15 protein-coding genes are annotated in these 16,287 nt (G+C 40.8%); 1 reads left to right on the top strand and 14 read right to left on the bottom strand.

All coding sequences use genetic code 11. The features are described 5' to 3' along the window. Positions 1 to 248: 248 nt before the first annotated feature. Complete coding sequence (locus tag AC3WR0_RS00880) at positions 249 to 1,934, bottom strand: DAK2 domain-containing protein (RefSeq protein WP_492550573.1); 1,686 nt, start codon at positions 1,932 to 1,934, stop codon at positions 249 to 251. A gap of 39 nt (positions 1,935 to 1,973) precedes the next feature. Next, the gene (locus AC3WR0_RS00875; protein WP_492550572.1) at positions 1,974 to 2,336 is read right to left on the bottom strand and encodes an Asp23/Gls24 family envelope stress response protein; all 363 of its coding nucleotides are present in this window, start codon (positions 2,334 to 2,336) and stop codon (positions 1,974 to 1,976) included. A gap of 297 nt (positions 2,337 to 2,633) precedes the next feature. Here AC3WR0_RS00875 and rpmB point away from each other — a divergent pair, with 297 nt between their 5' ends. Then, positions 2,634 to 2,822, top strand: coding sequence for a 50S ribosomal protein L28 (gene rpmB, locus AC3WR0_RS00870; protein ID WP_492550571.1), 189 nt, complete (start codon positions 2,634 to 2,636; stop codon positions 2,820 to 2,822). 313 nt (positions 2,823 to 3,135) lie between these two features. Here the strand turns inward: rpmB and spoVM are convergent, their stop codons facing one another. The 12 genes from spoVM to coaBC all read right to left on the bottom strand — a co-directional run bounded on the left by spoVM (position 3,136) and on the right by coaBC (position 16,258). Then, positions 3,136 to 3,219 carry a stage V sporulation protein SpoVM gene (spoVM, locus tag AC3WR0_RS00865; protein ID WP_007087787.1) on the bottom strand — a complete coding sequence of 28 codons (84 nt, stop codon included), beginning with the start codon at positions 3,217 to 3,219 and terminating at the stop codon, positions 3,136 to 3,138. A gap of 111 nt (positions 3,220 to 3,330) precedes the next feature. After that, on the bottom strand, positions 3,331 to 3,969 hold the full coding sequence (locus AC3WR0_RS00860) for a thiamine diphosphokinase (protein ID WP_492550570.1): 639 nt from the start codon (positions 3,967 to 3,969) through the stop codon (positions 3,331 to 3,333). 77 nt (positions 3,970 to 4,046) lie between these two features. Then, entirely contained in the window at positions 4,047 to 4,691 is a 645-nt protein-coding gene (gene rpe / locus AC3WR0_RS00855; RefSeq protein WP_492550569.1) for a ribulose-phosphate 3-epimerase, read from the bottom strand. A 2-nt stretch (positions 4,692 to 4,693) separates the two neighbouring features. Further along, complete coding sequence (gene rsgA, locus AC3WR0_RS00850) at positions 4,694 to 5,575, bottom strand: ribosome small subunit-dependent GTPase A (RefSeq protein ID WP_492550568.1); 882 nt, start codon at positions 5,573 to 5,575, stop codon at positions 4,694 to 4,696. Between the two features lie 63 nt (positions 5,576 to 5,638). Next, positions 5,639 to 7,597: a Stk1 family PASTA domain-containing Ser/Thr kinase gene (gene pknB, locus AC3WR0_RS00845; protein WP_492550567.1), complete on the bottom strand. Its 1,959-nt coding sequence runs from the start codon at positions 7,595 to 7,597 to the stop codon at positions 5,639 to 5,641. Next, positions 7,598 to 8,350: a Stp1/IreP family PP2C-type Ser/Thr phosphatase gene (locus AC3WR0_RS00840; protein ID WP_492550566.1), complete on the bottom strand. Its 753-nt coding sequence runs from the start codon at positions 8,348 to 8,350 to the stop codon at positions 7,598 to 7,600. 4 nt (positions 8,351 to 8,354) lie between these two features. After that, complete coding sequence (gene rlmN, locus AC3WR0_RS00835; RefSeq protein WP_492550565.1) at positions 8,355 to 9,446, bottom strand: dual-specificity RNA methyltransferase RlmN; 1,092 nt, start codon at positions 9,444 to 9,446, stop codon at positions 8,355 to 8,357. Positions 9,447 to 9,449: 3 nt separating this feature from the next. Continuing rightward, positions 9,450 to 10,796 (bottom strand): 16S rRNA (cytosine(967)-C(5))-methyltransferase RsmB, encoded by a 1,347-nt coding sequence (rsmB, locus tag AC3WR0_RS00830; protein ID WP_492550564.1) that lies wholly within the window; start codon positions 10,794 to 10,796, stop codon positions 9,450 to 9,452. A 1-nt stretch (position 10,797) separates the two neighbouring features. After that, the gene (gene fmt / locus AC3WR0_RS00825) at positions 10,798 to 11,742 is read right to left on the bottom strand and encodes a methionyl-tRNA formyltransferase (protein WP_492550563.1); all 945 of its coding nucleotides are present in this window, start codon (positions 11,740 to 11,742) and stop codon (positions 10,798 to 10,800) included. Then, on the bottom strand, positions 11,739 to 12,224 hold the full coding sequence (gene def / locus AC3WR0_RS00820; RefSeq protein ID WP_027323337.1) for a peptide deformylase: 486 nt from the start codon (positions 12,222 to 12,224) through the stop codon (positions 11,739 to 11,741). The genes fmt and def overlap by 4 nt, the downstream gene beginning before the upstream one ends. Before the next feature lie 415 nt (positions 12,225 to 12,639). After that, on the bottom strand, positions 12,640 to 15,051 hold the full coding sequence (gene priA / locus AC3WR0_RS00815) for a primosomal protein N' (RefSeq protein WP_492550562.1): 2,412 nt from the start codon (positions 15,049 to 15,051) through the stop codon (positions 12,640 to 12,642). Beyond that, positions 15,026 to 16,258, bottom strand: a complete 1,233-nt coding sequence (gene coaBC, locus AC3WR0_RS00810) for a bifunctional phosphopantothenoylcysteine decarboxylase/phosphopantothenate--cysteine ligase CoaBC (protein WP_492550561.1) — start codon at positions 16,256 to 16,258, stop codon at positions 15,026 to 15,028. Before coaBC ends, priA begins: the two co-directional genes overlap by 26 nt. Positions 16,259 to 16,287: the final 29 nt, after the last annotated feature.

Raw genomic sequence — 16,287 nt, 5'->3', positions numbered from 1 at the left:
CCCTATGTTTGTATGCAAAGCAGAAGGCGCAATCGCCATGGTTAAATGATGATGAAAAGGCTAAATATGCCCGTCCTGTTTCAGCGACTTTCTGACCCACATGATACTGGATTAATAATCTTGTTTTCGGATTTATCCACAAGTTAAAATCTCATTTTTTCTAAAGCAAAAAAAATAGAAGGGTGCATCCCTTCTATTTTATCGTTCATTTAGGTATAGGTCTAGTAATAAAAATTGGGTTCAGTTATTTATTCAACAGCAAAGATAAAGGAATAAAGCGGCTGCTGGCCGTTGTGGATTTCCGTCTCAACATCCTCAAAGTTCTCCTCAACAAATTGTTGAAGCGCACTTACTTCATCTTCTGTTACATCTTCACCATAAAGAATGGTTAATATCTCGGAATCCTTATCAATAAGAGCTGTGAGCAAAGCCTCCGCAGCTTTTAATTTATCCCTGTCCTTTACGATAATTTTACTTTCCGCGATTCCCATAAAATCATCTTTTTGAATTTCAAGTCCATCAATGCTTGTATCACGGACGGCAAACGTAATTTGTCCTGTTTTCACATGCTGAAGAGCTTCATTCATGGAAGTTTCATTGGTTTTCATATCTGCTCCAGGATTAAATGCAAGCAAGGCAGAAAGCCCCTGTGGAACGGTCTTGGATTGAATAACTGAAACTTCCTCTTCGGATACTTCTGCAGCCTGCTGGGCAGCCATGATAATATTTTTATTATTTGGGAGAATAAATACTTTCTTGGCGTTAACCTCTTTAATTGCCTTTACAATATCCTCTGTGCTTGGGTTCATGGTTTGACCGCCTTCAATAACGGCGTGTGCTCCAATGCTCCTAAATAAATCAGCAATTCCTGCACCCATTGAAACAGTAACAATCCCGAATTCAAGCTTTTCTTTTTTCTTTTGTTTAGGTGTTTCAGAAACCAGCGGCGTATGAGTTTCACCCACAATATTGGTATGCTGCTGTCGCATATTATCCACTTTAATATTGATAAGGCTTCCATAAAGCTGGCCATAGCTTAGAACTGTACCCGGCTGTTCGGAGTGAATATGAACCTTAACCAATTCTTCATCCGCAATCACAAGAAGGGAGTCGCCGTACTGGCTGAGATCCTGGCGGAATTTTTCCTCTTTGAAAGGATTGTTTGCAAGTTTATCGGCTTCAAATTTAACCATCATTTCAGTACAATAGCCAAATTCAATATCTTCAGTGTTGATATGGCTTTGTACGCTCTTATGATGTTCCGCACTGACAAGCTCGTTCATAGAAGGGTAGGATGCTGGTGAATCTGGCAGCTTTTCTCCTTTTAATTCTGCAAGAAAACCTTCATAGACAAATACAAGGCCCTGGCCGCCACTGTCTACCACACCCACTTCCTTTAAAACAGGAAGCAAATCAGGAGTTCGTTTCAATGAGGCCTTTGCTTCTTTTAGAACATCTTCCATGATTACAATAATGTCATTTGTATTTTGAGAGGATTGTACTCCCTTTTTTGCAGAATCCTTAGCCACTGTCAAAATAGTTCCTTCAACAGGCTTCATAACAGCTTTATAAGCCGTTTCAACTCCTGAGTTTAATGCCGCAGCAAATTCCTTGCCAGAAATAACAGACTTGCTTTCAATTGCTTTTGAAAAACCGCGGAACAATTGGGAAAGGATAACACCCGAATTTCCGCGAGCCCCCATAAGCAAACCTTTTGAAAGAGCTGTTCCGACCTTGCCTATATGTTCTTGTACATTGTTTTTTACTTCCTTTGCACCGGAAGTCATGGATAAATTCATATTCGTTCCGGTATCACCATCGGGAACTGGAAAAACGTTTAATGCATCTACCATTTTTGCATTTGCAGATAGGTGGTTAGCACCTTGAATCACCATTTCTGCAAAACGTTTTCCGTCTAATGCTGTAATTGACACAAAACTTTCCTCCTCACTAAAGCTCGCTGGAAAACGACCTTACGGGTTCGTTACTCGAACTCCCTGCACGTAAATATTTACCGAGTCAACGGCCAGTCCAACAGTTTTATCAAGTGTATATTTAACCTTTGATTGTACGTTGTGGGCAACCTCGGAAATTTTAGTTCCATAGCTTACAATAATATACATATCAATATGTACTTCCTGGTCTTCCTGACGGACAATCACGCCACGGGTAAAGTTTTCCCTGCGCAGTATTTCTGTAAGGCCATCTTTAATTTGGTTTTTGGAGGCCATACCGATAATCCCATAACAATCTATTGCTGCTCCGCCCGCAATTGTTGCAATAACTTCGTTCGAAATATCTATTTGTCCGTATTTCGTTTTTAATTCAATGGACATTGATCGTTCCCCCTTTGGAAATTGCTCCTTGGCTAAGCTAATTTTACTATAGTCCACAGGATTTTGAAAGCCAGACTTGCCCTGCTTACTATAGAGCCTGAAAAGAAAATGAATGTCAAGGTTTTTTTCTTGAAAGCTTGCTACACAACTATTGCATTCACACAATTTGTATGATAAATTATTAAAGTATCTTTACGACGAAATTCTGGTCCGCCGGTTTTTCTCATGAAACGGATGGAAACATCTGATATTTTTATTGTACATGATAGCTTTTTGCAATTAAGGAGGGAAATAGATATGCCACGTAAATGTGTAATCACAGGTAAGAAAACTACAACTGGTAATTCACGTTCTCATGCTATGAACGCTAGCAAGCGCACTTGGGGTGCTAACTTACAAAAAGTACGCATTCTTGTTGACGGAAAGCCAAAGCGTGTTTGGGTTTCTGCAAGAGCGTTAAGATCTGGTAAAGTAGAACGCGTTTAATAATGAGCACACAGACATCCTTCCAAGGGTGTCTTTTTCTTTGTACCGATTTATTTATCCTGTTGCTTTATGCTCCTGGCGCTCGTTTTCCTCGGGCGATCCGGCAGCCTCCTCGGCACTATGAACCTTCGGAGTCTCCCCTGGACTCGCTTTTCCCGAAGGAGTCCCGCGCCTTCCGCTCCATTCAGCATACACACTTTTTACTCTGTTATTCTTCCCTATCTGAAAAAAAATAAAAGCACCCTCGGCCGAAGGTGCTTAAGCGGTTTAGAAAGGTTGTCTTGTTAATACGCAACCATAGATTTCCATGTTTCTATTCGTTTTTCTTAAAGGCACCAATCATAGCGCGGACAAGTCCGCCTAAAAACCTCGGCAGTTTAATCGTATAAAACTTCATACTGTCCCTCCTCACCAATCTCACACGTCTGTCTTCTGTCAGCCTTCTTTTGTGTTCCCTTATCATCCTATTCAATGAAATAAAATAAGTACTTAATTTGCAGAAGCATCTTTAATCCCGGCTTCTTACCACTATTAATATGCCTTCAGAAAATGAAAAAGTACCATAATCATCAATAAGTTCATTACTTATACATAGTGTGGATCCGAGTGAAATATGACAATTGTTTAATGGGTATTTGAAGCCTTCCAATGTGATTCCGGCAGCCTGAAATGTAACAGGGATAAAGGATATATATTTTTTGTCAGGGAGTTTTGCGATTTTATAGCTTCCTGGGCTCTTTAAAAAAACTTCATTTTTATTATCAATTAAAGAAACCTCATTTCTCTGATTGTTTAAAAGAGGTTTTACAAGCAGCTGTATATTAGCCAATAAGTGATCAAGCCTTCCTCCGCTAAATCCAAATATCTTTATAGAGGCTGGATTTTGGTCCAATGCCCAATTGAGGGCCAGTTCCATATCTGTTTCGTCCTTTTCCGGCTTAAATTTCCTCAATGACTGTACCTTCTGTTCAATTTCTTTCAGTTCAGCCTCGGATACAGAATCAAAATCCCCAAAAGCAAGATCAGGAGTAATCCCTTTTTTGAGAAGAGTAAATACACCCCTGTCTACTCCGACCCATATCCCCTCTTCAACTGTAAGATTAGGAAGAAGATCTTCCGGGCCTCCTGCTAATATATTAATATTCATCCCTTATTCATCCTTCCTTTAAAATAGCTCCCATATATAAAAAGCCAGCAACAGCTGGCTTTTTACAATGTTTATTATTATCCCCTAAGGGCAGAAATAGCTGTGCCTCTATCCTCTTGATTAAATACGGCAGATCCTGCCACAAGTACATTGGCACCAGCCTCTATGCAAAGTTGAGCAGTTTCAGGATTAACTCCTCCGTCAACCTCAATTTCCAGATCAAGTCCCCGTTCATCTGCCATTTTCTTTACTTCCCTGATTTTTGATAGAACTCCAGTGATGAATTTTTGGCCACCAAATCCCGGATTAACCGACATCAGCAGAACCATATCAATATCATCAATAATATGCTTTATCAGATCTACGGGAGTAGACGGATTTAAAACAACTCCAGCTTTTACACCTAGGGACTTTATATAATGAATAGTACGATGGAGATGACGGCATGCTTCAACATGCACTGTAATATAATCAGCTCCTGCTTTCGCAAACGCTTCAATATACTCGTCCGGATTTTCAATCATTAAATGAACATCCAGCGGAAGTTGGGTAACGGGCCTGATCGCTTCAACAATTAAGGGACCTATAGTAATGTTGGGAACAAAATGTCCATCCATAACATCAACATGGATATAATCTGCCCCGCCCCTTTCAACGTCTTTAATTTCCTCTCCCAATTTGGAGAAATCAGCAGACAAAATGGATGGCGCGATTTTTACCATTGTTAATACCTCGGCTTTCTATCTTTTATTTCCTGTAAAAAATCCAAATAATGTTCATACCGGTATCCCGGTATCTCACCGTTTTCAACACCGGTCTTTACGGCACATTTTGGCTCCTTGACATGAAGGCATCCCCTGAACTTGCACTTTTCGCTTGCTTCTTGAAGTTCAGGGAAACAGGCAGTTAATTGTTCAGAATCGATTTCCAAAAATTCTAGTGAACTAAACCCTGGTGTATCTGCAACAAGTCCATCCGCTACCTTAATTAATTCCACATGGCGTGTAGTATGCTTACCCCGTCCCAAATGAGAGGAAATCACACTTGTTTTTAATTCCAAATCGGGCCTTAATGAATTTAAAAGAGAGGACTTTCCGACCCCAGACTGCCCTGCAAATACGGAAATTTTATTCTCAATATGCGGCAGCAATTTCTCAACGCCTGCTTCTGTTTCTGATGAAGTAAGAATCACTTCATAACCTGCGGCCCTGTATTCTTCAGCATAATGCTCAATTCCGACTCTCTGTTCCTCGTTTGCCAAATCCATCTTGCTGATGCAGATAATTGGCACAATATGATTGTACTCTACAAGAACTAAAAAGCGGTCAAGCAGTGCTGTGCTAAAATCAGGCTCGACTGCTGAAAAAACAAGAAAAGCCTGGTCAACATTTGCGATTGGGGGTCTTAAAAGTTCATTTTTACGTTCCTTTACCTCCATTATGTAGCCTTCCAGGTCATTCTCTGCCTGAAATACCACATAATCCCCTACAAGGGGAGTGATTTTGTTTTTTCGGAATACGCCTCTCCCCCTGCACTGAATTATTCTGTCTTCACTAGCAACATAATAGAAACCGCTTAAGGCTTTAACAATTTTTCCTTCAGGCATACTAACGCTCCCTGCCATAATTTTCTTTTAAATGCCATCCATCGGCCAAAAAGATACCTGACATTACTTCGGATAATCTACCGTACCCTGATCAATGACTTCATTATCTCTGATAATCTGATACCCTGCTTGTTTTCCATATTGAACCATAAACCTTAAGGTTCGCTGCTCATTTTTAGTTATAGTAAATGTCTCAACGGGTTCAGTCATGCTGTCGTGCTCCATGTCCTCTATAAAAATCTTAACTTGTTGCGGCTGGCCGGGTATGGCTGGTTCATAATTTATCGTTACATCTTTTGTTACTGGCTTAGGAGGGATTTCTTCCTGCCCTTTTGACAGAACCACCTTAACTGTATCACCTTTTTCCAATTCTGTTCCAGCTGGGGGATCCTGTGAGATAACCATATCTTCCGGTATTTTATCACTGAAAGCCTTCTGTGACATATCAATCACAAGGCCAGTTGAATCAGCATAGTCCTTGAGTGTTTGTGAGTTATAGGCTGATAAATCTTTTACAGCTATTTTTCTAGGCCCTTTACTTACCTCAAATGTGACAACAGTATCCTCTGGCACAACTTTTATTCCGGCTTCAGGATCCTGGCTAAGAATGGTGCCCGGTTCACTATCATCATAAACCTCATTTTGCTCAACGTCTTTAAAGTTTTTATCCTTGAGAAGAGCTTGTACCTCTTCAATATCCCGGTCTTTAAAATCATCCATTTCCAGCTTTTCTTTACCAATACTTTGGTAAAGCGTAATTTTGGAACCTTCCTTGGCAGTATCACCGCCATTAGGGTCTGTTTTGATTATTTGCCCTTCTGGTATTTGGTCGTGGGGCATTTTTTTTGTTTTTCCAATCATAAAACCCTCGGCTGCAAGCTTTTCAACTGCCTTGTCCAGCTCTTTACCGCTGACATCCGGCACTGTTACATCCTTTGGCGCGAACCATTTAGGAAAAACAGTTACCGTCCCAACAGCAAGTAATACTAAAATAATAAAAATTGATACGAGAACAAAAGGCCATTTTTTCCTCTTCTTTTTGACTGGTTCCTGTTTAGTGTCCATTTTCCCGTTCTTTTTATCATTTGAATGAACAAGCGTGTAATCCAAATTTTGAAAAGGGCGGTCATTGGTTATGACAGGTATAGCTTTTGTTGCCTCATCGTCGTCCGGAATTGAAAATTTAGGTTCATTTATCCGATTGGGATATAATGAGGTCTGTAAATCTTCTCCCATTTCATCTACACTGTTGTATCGATGAAATGGATCCTTTGCTGTTGCCTTTAGAACAATATTCTCAACGCTTTGAGGAATATTGGGATTCCATCTTCTAACGGAAGGAGTTTCAGACTGCAAATGTTTAAGAGCAATTGAAACTGCAGACTCACCAGAAAAAGGCAGCCTTCCTGTTAACAATTCAAACATCACAATGCCAAGGGAATAGATGTCCGATTTTTTATTAGCCATTCCCCCCCGAGCCTGTTCAGGAGACAAATAATGGACCGATCCCATAACCGAGTTGGTTTGGGTAATACTTGTTGCACTAAGGGCCATAGCAATTCCAAAATCGGTAATTTTTACGGTTCCTTTATTGTCAACCAGAATATTGTGTGGCTTAATATCCCTGTGAACAATATGATTGTGATGGGCATGTGATATGGCAGAAGTAAGCTGCTTCATAATACCTAGGGCTTCATCCACATCTAAAGGTGAATTTTTTTGTATGTATTGTTTTAAGGTTTGCCCCTCTACATATTCCATTACAATATAGTAAATATCGTTTTCTTCACCGACATCATATATATTCACAATATTTGGGTGTACGAGACTTGTAGCTGATTGTGCTTCACGGTGAAAACGGCGGATAAATTCTTCGTCATTCGCAAAATCAAGTCTCAGAATTTTAACGGCGACGTCACGGTCAAGGATCATGTCATGCGCGAGATAGACATTTGCCATGCCTCCTCCGCCAACCATATCCAGGATTTTATAACGGCCGCTTATTCTTTTACCTATAAGCATTTAACTATCACCTTCGGTGCCTTCCCAAAACTCTACAATCACTAGGGTAATATTATCTTTTCCGCCATACTCATTTGCAAGGGACACAAGGGTAGATGCCTTTTCCTCTAACGATACTTCATTTGTTAGGATATCCAGCATTTCTGACTCTTTTACTCTGTCGGATAGCCCATCCGAGCATAGTAAAAGCTTATCGCCATCTTCAAACATAACTGTCCTTATGTCGACCTCTACTTCCCTTTCAGTTCCCAAAGCGCGAAGCACTACATTTTTATGTGGATGATGTTCCGCATCCTCTTTTGTTATTTGACCAGACCTTACTAATTCATTTACTAAGGAATGATCCTCTGTTATTTGTTTAAATCCTGATTCATTTAACAGATAGACACGGCTGTCACCAATATGCGCAACTGTGGCAAATCCGTCCATACAAACAGCAGCTACAATAGTGGTACCCATACCCTCGCACTCTATATTATTTTGGGCATGTTCAAACAATAAAAGATTTACTTTTAGGATTTCATTTTCCAACCATTTTTCTACTTCCCCAGCCGTTTTCATACCGGAGTTTTTTTCCCATTCCATTTTTAAATGGCTAACTGTCATGGTGCTAGCTACATCACCAGCACGGTGACCGCCCATTCCATCTGCTACAATGGCCAGGCGGTATCCGTCAGGATTTATGAAAACTCCCCCGGAGTCTTCATTATTCAGGCGCACCATGCCTTGATCTGTCATATAAACAGCTTTCATTGTTTCACCTCGTCTCCTCTTTACGCTCCTTTGCACGAAGCTGTCCGCATGCTGCGTCAATATCACTTCCATGTTCACGGCGAATGGTGACATTAACCCCCCGATTTTTCAGCGTTTTCTCGAAGGCGAAAATTTGGTCTCTTGGTGTTCGGACATAATCTCTTTCAGGAACGTAATTAACAGGAATTAAATTGACATGGCATTTGATCCCTTTTAATAGATCGGCGAGCTCTTCAGCATGTTCTACCTGATCATTAACCCCGCCGAAAAGGCCATATTCAAAGCTGATTCTCCTGCCCGTCTTATCGATATAATACCTTACCGCCTTCATTAAGTCATCAAGTTTATAAGCTCGGTTAATCGGCATTAATCTTGAACGGATCTCGGTATTTGGAGCATGAAGCGAGATAGCAAAATTGATTTGAGTATTTTCATCTGCAAATTTATAGATTTTAGGGACAATGCCGCTTGTAGAAACTGTAATATGGCGGGCACCAATATTTAGTGCCTTGTCATGATTAATGATTTTTAGGAATGAAAGCATATTATCATAATTATCAAATGGTTCCCCAATTCCCATGATAACTACGGAGCTGATCCGTTCATCTGTTTCATCAAGCGCCTGCTGAACCTTAACAACCTGGGCTACAATTTCTCCCGCTTCCAAGTGGCGTTTCAAGCCCCCCAATGTCGAAGCACAGAAGGTACACCCAATTCGGCATCCCACCTGGGTAGTCACACAAACTGAGTTCCCATAATCATGCCTCATTAATACAGTCTCGATTGAATACCCATCATGTAGCTCAAATAAAAACTTAATTGTTCCATCTGCTGACTGCTGTCGAATTACTGTATTTAGAGTAGTTATCTGAAAATTAGCTGCCAGCTTATCCCTTAAAGATTTACCTAAGTTACTCATATCTTCAAAATCAGTAATTCTCTTCTTGTAAAGCCAATCAAAAATCTGTTCGGCACGGAAGACCTTTTCTCCATTTACTTTAAGCCATTCCCTTAAATCATCAAGCTCTAAAGAATATATTGAGGGCTTTTTCTCTTCTAATTCATTATTTGTATCAGTTGCAGTAATTTGTTCCAACTGCTACACCTTCTTTCTTAGGCATGCTATATAAAATCCGTCTGAACCTATATGCTGCGGTAAAATTTGCAAGTCAAAACCATTGATCAGCGGCCGTACGGCCTCGGGCATCCGTTCTTTAAAGCTGGAGTCCCCCTCGAAATCGGGGTTTTCAGCTAGAAAAGAGGACACTACGTTCTGATTTTCTTCTTCATCTACGGTACATGTACTATATACTAAATATCCACCTTTTTTCACAAGTGGTGCCATAGTTCCCAAAAGATCCTTTTGGATGGAGGACAATTGGGTCAAGTCCTTTTCCTGTTTCACATACTTGATATCAGGCTTTCTTCTCATGACGCCTAACCCCGAACAAGGGGCATCAAGAAGGATTCGGTCGAACATTTCTTCCTCGAAACGCTCACCAGCTGTCCTGCTGTCCATTGTAATAGCTCTAATATTACCAAGTCCAAGCCTTTGAGCATTGTCACGAATAAGCTTTACTTTGTGAAGATGGAGGTCCAGGGAAACGACCTCACCCGTATTATCCATTTTTTCGGCCAGATGAGTGCTTTTTCCACCTGGGGCTGCGCAAGCATCAAGAATATGCTCATTTTCGGTTACACCCAGTGCATATGCAACAAGCATTGAGCTCTCATCCTGAATGGTAAGCATACCCCATTTGAACGCTTTTGAGGAAGCAATGTTACCTTTAAGAACTCTGATTGCCTCAGGAATGACAGGGCTCTTTTCCACTTCAAAGCCTTCTTCTTTGAGAGTTTCCAGGCACTCATCTCTTGAAATTCTGGTAAGATTTACCCTTGCAGTCTGCAGTGGGGCAATGAGATTTTGTTCGCACATTTCTTTTGTTTTTTCATAGCCGAACTGCTTATCCCACCGTTTTACAAGCCAAATCGGATGGCTGGTTTCAATACTCAGTCTATCCAATGGATCAGAAATCGTATCCAATGACGGCAAGCCCTCACGCTGAATACTTCTCATTACCCCATTAACCATACCGGCAATTCCTTTATGCCCCTGTTTTTTTGCAATTTCAACAGCTTCATGAATGGCAGCCCTGTCAGGTACTCTATCCAGATAAACCATTTGGTAAAGTGTTAGCCTTAATAAATTCATTACCCAGCATTCCGTTTTTTTACTATTCTTCACAAAAGGCTTTAAATAGAAATCCAGGGTCATCTTTCTCTGAAGAGTACCGTAAATCAATTCAGTTAATAGACCTATATCCTTTGAGGGCAGTTGATTCTTTTCAATGGCATTGTTTAGGAGCAGGTTGCTGTATGACTGATTTTTTTCAATTGCATCCAGTATTTCTAATGCAGTTTGACGGACGTTTTTTGTTTTGGCCATTTTATTCTCCCAGCTTAATTCCTGTTGTTAGTTTAGCACCTGAACCTCTCAAAAACTGTTCTGATAACATTTTTGTTTTTCCGGAAGGCTGAAGTTCGGTAATTTTTATAGCAGTAGAATTACCTGTTTGGACAACAAGTCCGTCAGGCTGAATATCTGTTACAGTACCAGGCGGCTGGCTCTCTTTGGATGGAAGCTTCTCGGCCTTCCATATTTTCAGAACCATTTGGTCCATTGACGTATAGGCAACAGGCCACGGATTCATTCCTCTTATTTGGTTATAAATATCTTCACCAGATTTGGACCAGTCTATTTTTTCCTGTTCTCTTTTAATATTATAGGCAAAAGTTGCCTCTGCCTCATTTTGAGTAATTGGCTCAAGCTTATTTTCGAGAAGCTTAGGAAGGGTATCAGATAAAAGCTGAGCTCCAGCCGAGCTTAATTTTACGTGCAGGGTTCCTACATTATCCTCTTCGGTGATGGGAACTTCTACTTGAGTTAAAATATCACCGGCATCAAGCTTTTCAGCCATATACATAATGGTAATCCCTGTCTTTTCCTTTCCCTGAATAAGGGCGTAGTGGATAGGAGCTCCTCCCCGTAATTCGGGTAGCAAAGAAGCATGCACATTAATGCAGCCATACTTCGGCGCTTCAAGCAATTCATTAGGCAGAATTTGACCAAATGCCGCAGTTACAACCAAGTCTGGCTGAAGGGCAAGTACTTTTTCAACTTCTTCCTTAATACGGATTTTTTCCGGCTGGAGAACAGGGATGTTATGTTTCAGCGCCTCAGCCTTTACAGGCGGAGGTGTTAAGACTCTTTTTCTGCCTACTGGGCGATCTGGCTGCGTCACTACTCCAACAACCTCATATCCATCCGCAATGATTTGCCTTAATACGGGGACTGAAAAATCAGGCGTTCCCATAAAAACGATTTTTGTCATTCTTGTTCCAACCCTTCCAACTCTTCCTCAGTTAAATATTTTTCCACCTTTTCAGTGAAGAGCACACCTGAAAGATGATCTATTTCATGCTGGATCGCTCTCGCAAGAAATTCTTCTGCTTCAAGCGTATATTTATGTCCATTTCTATCGTAAGCCTCAATTTTCACCTTATAAGGCCTTGTTACTTCACCAAATAATCCTGGGAAACTCAAGCAGCCTTCCGGCCCAGTTTGTTCGCCGGATGTCTCGAGAATTACCGGATTAATCATTTCAATTGTTCCTGACTCATCATCAATATCCACAATTGCAATTTGCTGATCTATCCCAATCTGAGGTGCGGCCAGGCCTACCCCATCAAATTCAATCATAGTATCATACATATCATTTAGCAGCCTGCCTAATTTCTTATCAAAAGCTGTAACAGGCTTGCATTGCTGTTCTAATATATCTGCTGGATAAGTTACTATTTTACGAATTGCCAAAACTGTTCCTCCGTTAATCAATTCTATATTTATAAAGCTTTCAGCTTTTGCCGAAAAGCGCTGGTATTGTATAAAAAGAAGCTTTGAAAGCTTTTTAGTTTCAACGCCAGAACAACTTACCACTAGGAAAAGTGCTCCTGCAACATTGGGGCGTTAGTTACCCCTCTTGCTTCTCTAGAAACCATTTTGGTTCACTAAGTTGTGTTTTAGTTACACCTTTTGTTCTCCAGAACCAATTTTTGAGTCATTTAGCAGCTGGATTTCAGCTCGTTGCAAAGTTACATGGAGTGGATTCAAGTGAGCAATTCTCAAGATCTCACTTAAATTGCTGCCTCGCTAAGCGGTATCTTCCGCTATTCTTTATTTTCTCCCAAAAACCCGATGCCAAAACAGTCGGTTTTTCAGACTCTTAAGATTACATTAAAATATATGGATTTACATCCACTGACACCTGAAGTCCGCCATTGCTGTCAGTCTGAAAACGGTCGAGTACGTATTTGAGTGTTGTACCCAATTCCGGTTCCCGCTTGTATTTTATCAAACATTGATATCTATATCTATCATTGATCCTTGGGATTGGGGATGCCACTGGACCAAGGACAACGGCATCCTCAGATACATGATTGCGAATATAGTTAGTTATTTTTTCAGTTGTAGAAACAGCAGCCATCAAATTTTCATGGCTAACTGTTACTAGAGCAATATAATAGAACGGCGGATACTTATGAAGCTTTCTAATCATCATTTCCTGCTTGTAAAATAAATCGAAATCCTGCTGGCCTGCAAGTTCTACACTGTAATGCTCAGGGGAATATGTCTGGATCACTACTTCTCCTGGCAAAGTGTGGCGGCCAGCCCTGCCGCTTACCTGGGTAAGCAGCTGAAATGTTTTTTCAGAGGACCTGAAATCAGGAAGGTGGAGCATTGTATCAGCTGTAAGGACACCAACAAGTGTAACATTCGGAAAATCAAGCCCCTTAGCGATCATTTGGGTACCAAGCAATATTTCTGCTTTACCATCCTGGAAGTCCCTTAACAACCTTTCATGGGAGCCTTTTCGGGAAGTGGTATCCACATCCATCCTTATCACTTTTGCCTCAGGCATAATTTTACCCAGTTCATCCTCTACCTTCTGTGTGCCTGTGCCAAAAAAGCGGATATGCTCACTTAAACAGTCCGGGCAGTTTAATGGTACTTGGTCCTCGAATCCGCAATAATGGCACTTCATCCTTTGGCTTGCTCTGTGATACGTAAGTGAGATATCACAATGAGGGCAATTAAGGACATAACCGCAATCTCTGCACATTACAAAGGAGGAATGTCCCCTTTTATTAAGAAACAAAACAGTTTGCTGTCCTTTTTCCACCCGGTCCCTTAATTTTTCAAGTAAAACCGTAGAAAACATGGAACGGTTGCCTTGACGGAGTTCCTCCCGCATATCGATGATCTCCACGGAAGGAAGGGACTGCTGGTTCATTCGATTTGGCAGATTTAATAAATGGTAGACACCTTTTTGAGCGCGGGCAAAAGATTCGAGGGAAGGAGTGGCACTGCCAAGAATAACCGGGCATTGATAGTTTCTAGCTCTTTCAATGGCCACATCTCTCGCATGATAACGGGGCATTTCCTCTTGCTTATAGCTTGTCTCATGTTCTTCATCAATAATAATAAGTCCGAGATTTTCAAAAGGGGCAAAAACGGCCGAGCGGGCTCCAACTACCACTTTTACTTCTTTTCGCTGGATTTTTCTCCATTCATCATATTTTTCTCCAGCCGATAAACCACTGTGAAGCACTGCCACCAGATCGCCAAACCGCCCTTTAAAACGGTTAACCATAAGAGGTGTCAATGCGATTTCAGGGACAAGCATGATAGCTTCCTTGCCTTTTTCTATTACATCCTGAATGGATTGGAGGTATATCTCCGTTTTTCCGCTTCCCGTTACCCCGTAAAGCAAAAATACTTCATGCATTTCGGCTTGATTAGCCTCAAGAATTGGTAAAATCGCGTTCTCCTGTTCTTTTGTTAAAAGAAAAGGATTTGTTCGTTCAAAAGTTCTGTTTTCATAGGGATCCCTGTATACTTCCATTTCCTTTTCAGCGAGTATTCCTTTTGATACAAGTCCTCTTATTGAAGAAGCTGAGAACTCATGTGCAGAAATGAGCTTCCTTAATTCAACTGGCTCTGAATTCTCTAAAAAATGCTCTAATACTTCTTTTTGCTTTGATGCACGAGCAGGCAAACTGCCGATTTCATCCTTCAGCTTTTCAACTGTTACAGCCGGATAAACAAAAAGAAGGCTTTTCTTTTTAACTCTTTCTTTTACTTGGTAAATAACTTCAACATTTCCTTTGGAGGCTTCCTTTTGCAAAGCTGAGATAAAACCCTGCTGAACTGACTGATCCCAATCCAGTTCCGAACTTTCGTGAAATAGCTGCTGAATTTCTTCAGGAAGCGCCTCGAGTCCCTTTCCGGGAACGAGCCTGATTTTTTTCTCATACTTCGCTTTTAATGCGGCTGGAAGCATTGCCTGATAGGCTGATATTTTAAAACTGAGAGTATGATCGGCAAGCCATTCTCCCAGATTCATTAATTCCGGGTTCAAGGCCGGATATAAATCCATTGGTTCACTTATTTCCTTAAGCTTCTCAAAATCGGACTGTGATTTAATTTCCTTAACGAATCCCTGAATTTTTCTTGGGCCAAACGGGACTATTACCCTTATACCCGGCTGAATAATATTCTCCCATTTGGCAGGAATTAGGTAGTCAAATGATCGGTCGGTCTGCTTTGCAGGAACATCAACAATTACACTCGCGATCTTCATATTCACTCATATCCTTTATTAGGAGAGAAACCTCATTAATAATTTTCTCTGCCACTTTTTGTTTAGACATCAAAGGCAGGCTTTCAGAATTCCCGTCCTTTTTATAAATTGTTACAATATTGGTTTCAGTGCCGAAACCCGCACCCTCCTGGCTAACATTGTTAGCAACAATCATATCTGCATTTTTTTTCTGTAATTTTCTTTTTGCATATTCATCGATATGGTCCGTTTCAGCAGCAAACCCTACTAATATCTGTTTCGTTTTTTTCTGGCCAAGTTCAAAAAGTATATCCTTTGTCCTCTCAAGTTCAATAGAGGCATCTCCGTCCTGTTTTTTCACCTTATGTTCATATTGTATTTTTGGACGGTAGTCAGCAACAGCAGCTGTTTTGATTACAGCATCGCAATCTTCAAAATAAGAAAATACGGCTTTGTGCATTTCTTTAGCACTTTCAACCTTAACAAGCTCCACTCCTGGGGGTGCATCAATGCTAACTGGACCGGAAACAAGGATGACACGCGCACCTGCTTTAGAAGCTTCCTCCGCAATCGCGTAGCCCATTTTTCCTGTTGAATGATTCGAAATAAACCTGACAGGATCAATTTTTTCCCTGGTAGGTCCAGCGGTTACAATGACTGTTTTTCCTGCCAGCACGCCTGTGCCATTTTGAAAAAATGTTTCAGCAAGACTCACAATTTTTTCAGGCTCCTCAAGCCGCCCTTTTCCAACATAACCACATGCCAAATATCCTTCACCCGGCTCAATAAAACGGTAGCCGTAATTATATAATGTTTCTATGTTTTTCTTGACTGCAGGGTGGTCATACATATGAACGTTCATCGCAGGTGCAATCCACACTGGAGCAGTTGCAGCAAGAAGTGTGGTGGTAATCATATTATCAGCAAGGCCATTTGCTATTTTTGCAATGGTATTAGCTGTTGCGGGAGCAACCAAAATAAGGTCGGCCCAATCGGCTAAATCTATATGAGCAATTACTTTTGGGTTCTTTTCATCAAATGTATCTGTATAAACTTCATTTTTGGATAGCGCCTGAAAGGTTAATGGCGAAACAAATTTGGCTGCTGATTCACTCAAAATTACTTTCACCACTGCGCCAGCTTGAGTAAGTTTGCTGGTTAACGCTGCAGCTTTATAAACTGCAATACCTCCGGTAACACAGAGTAATATTTTTTTTCCATTGATCATTTTCATTACCCCCGAATGCTTAATCCAGT

The sequence above is a fragment of the Neobacillus sp. FW104-15D2 genome, assembly GCF_058790155.1.
This window is presented reverse-complemented; position numbering and strand designations above follow the sequence as displayed.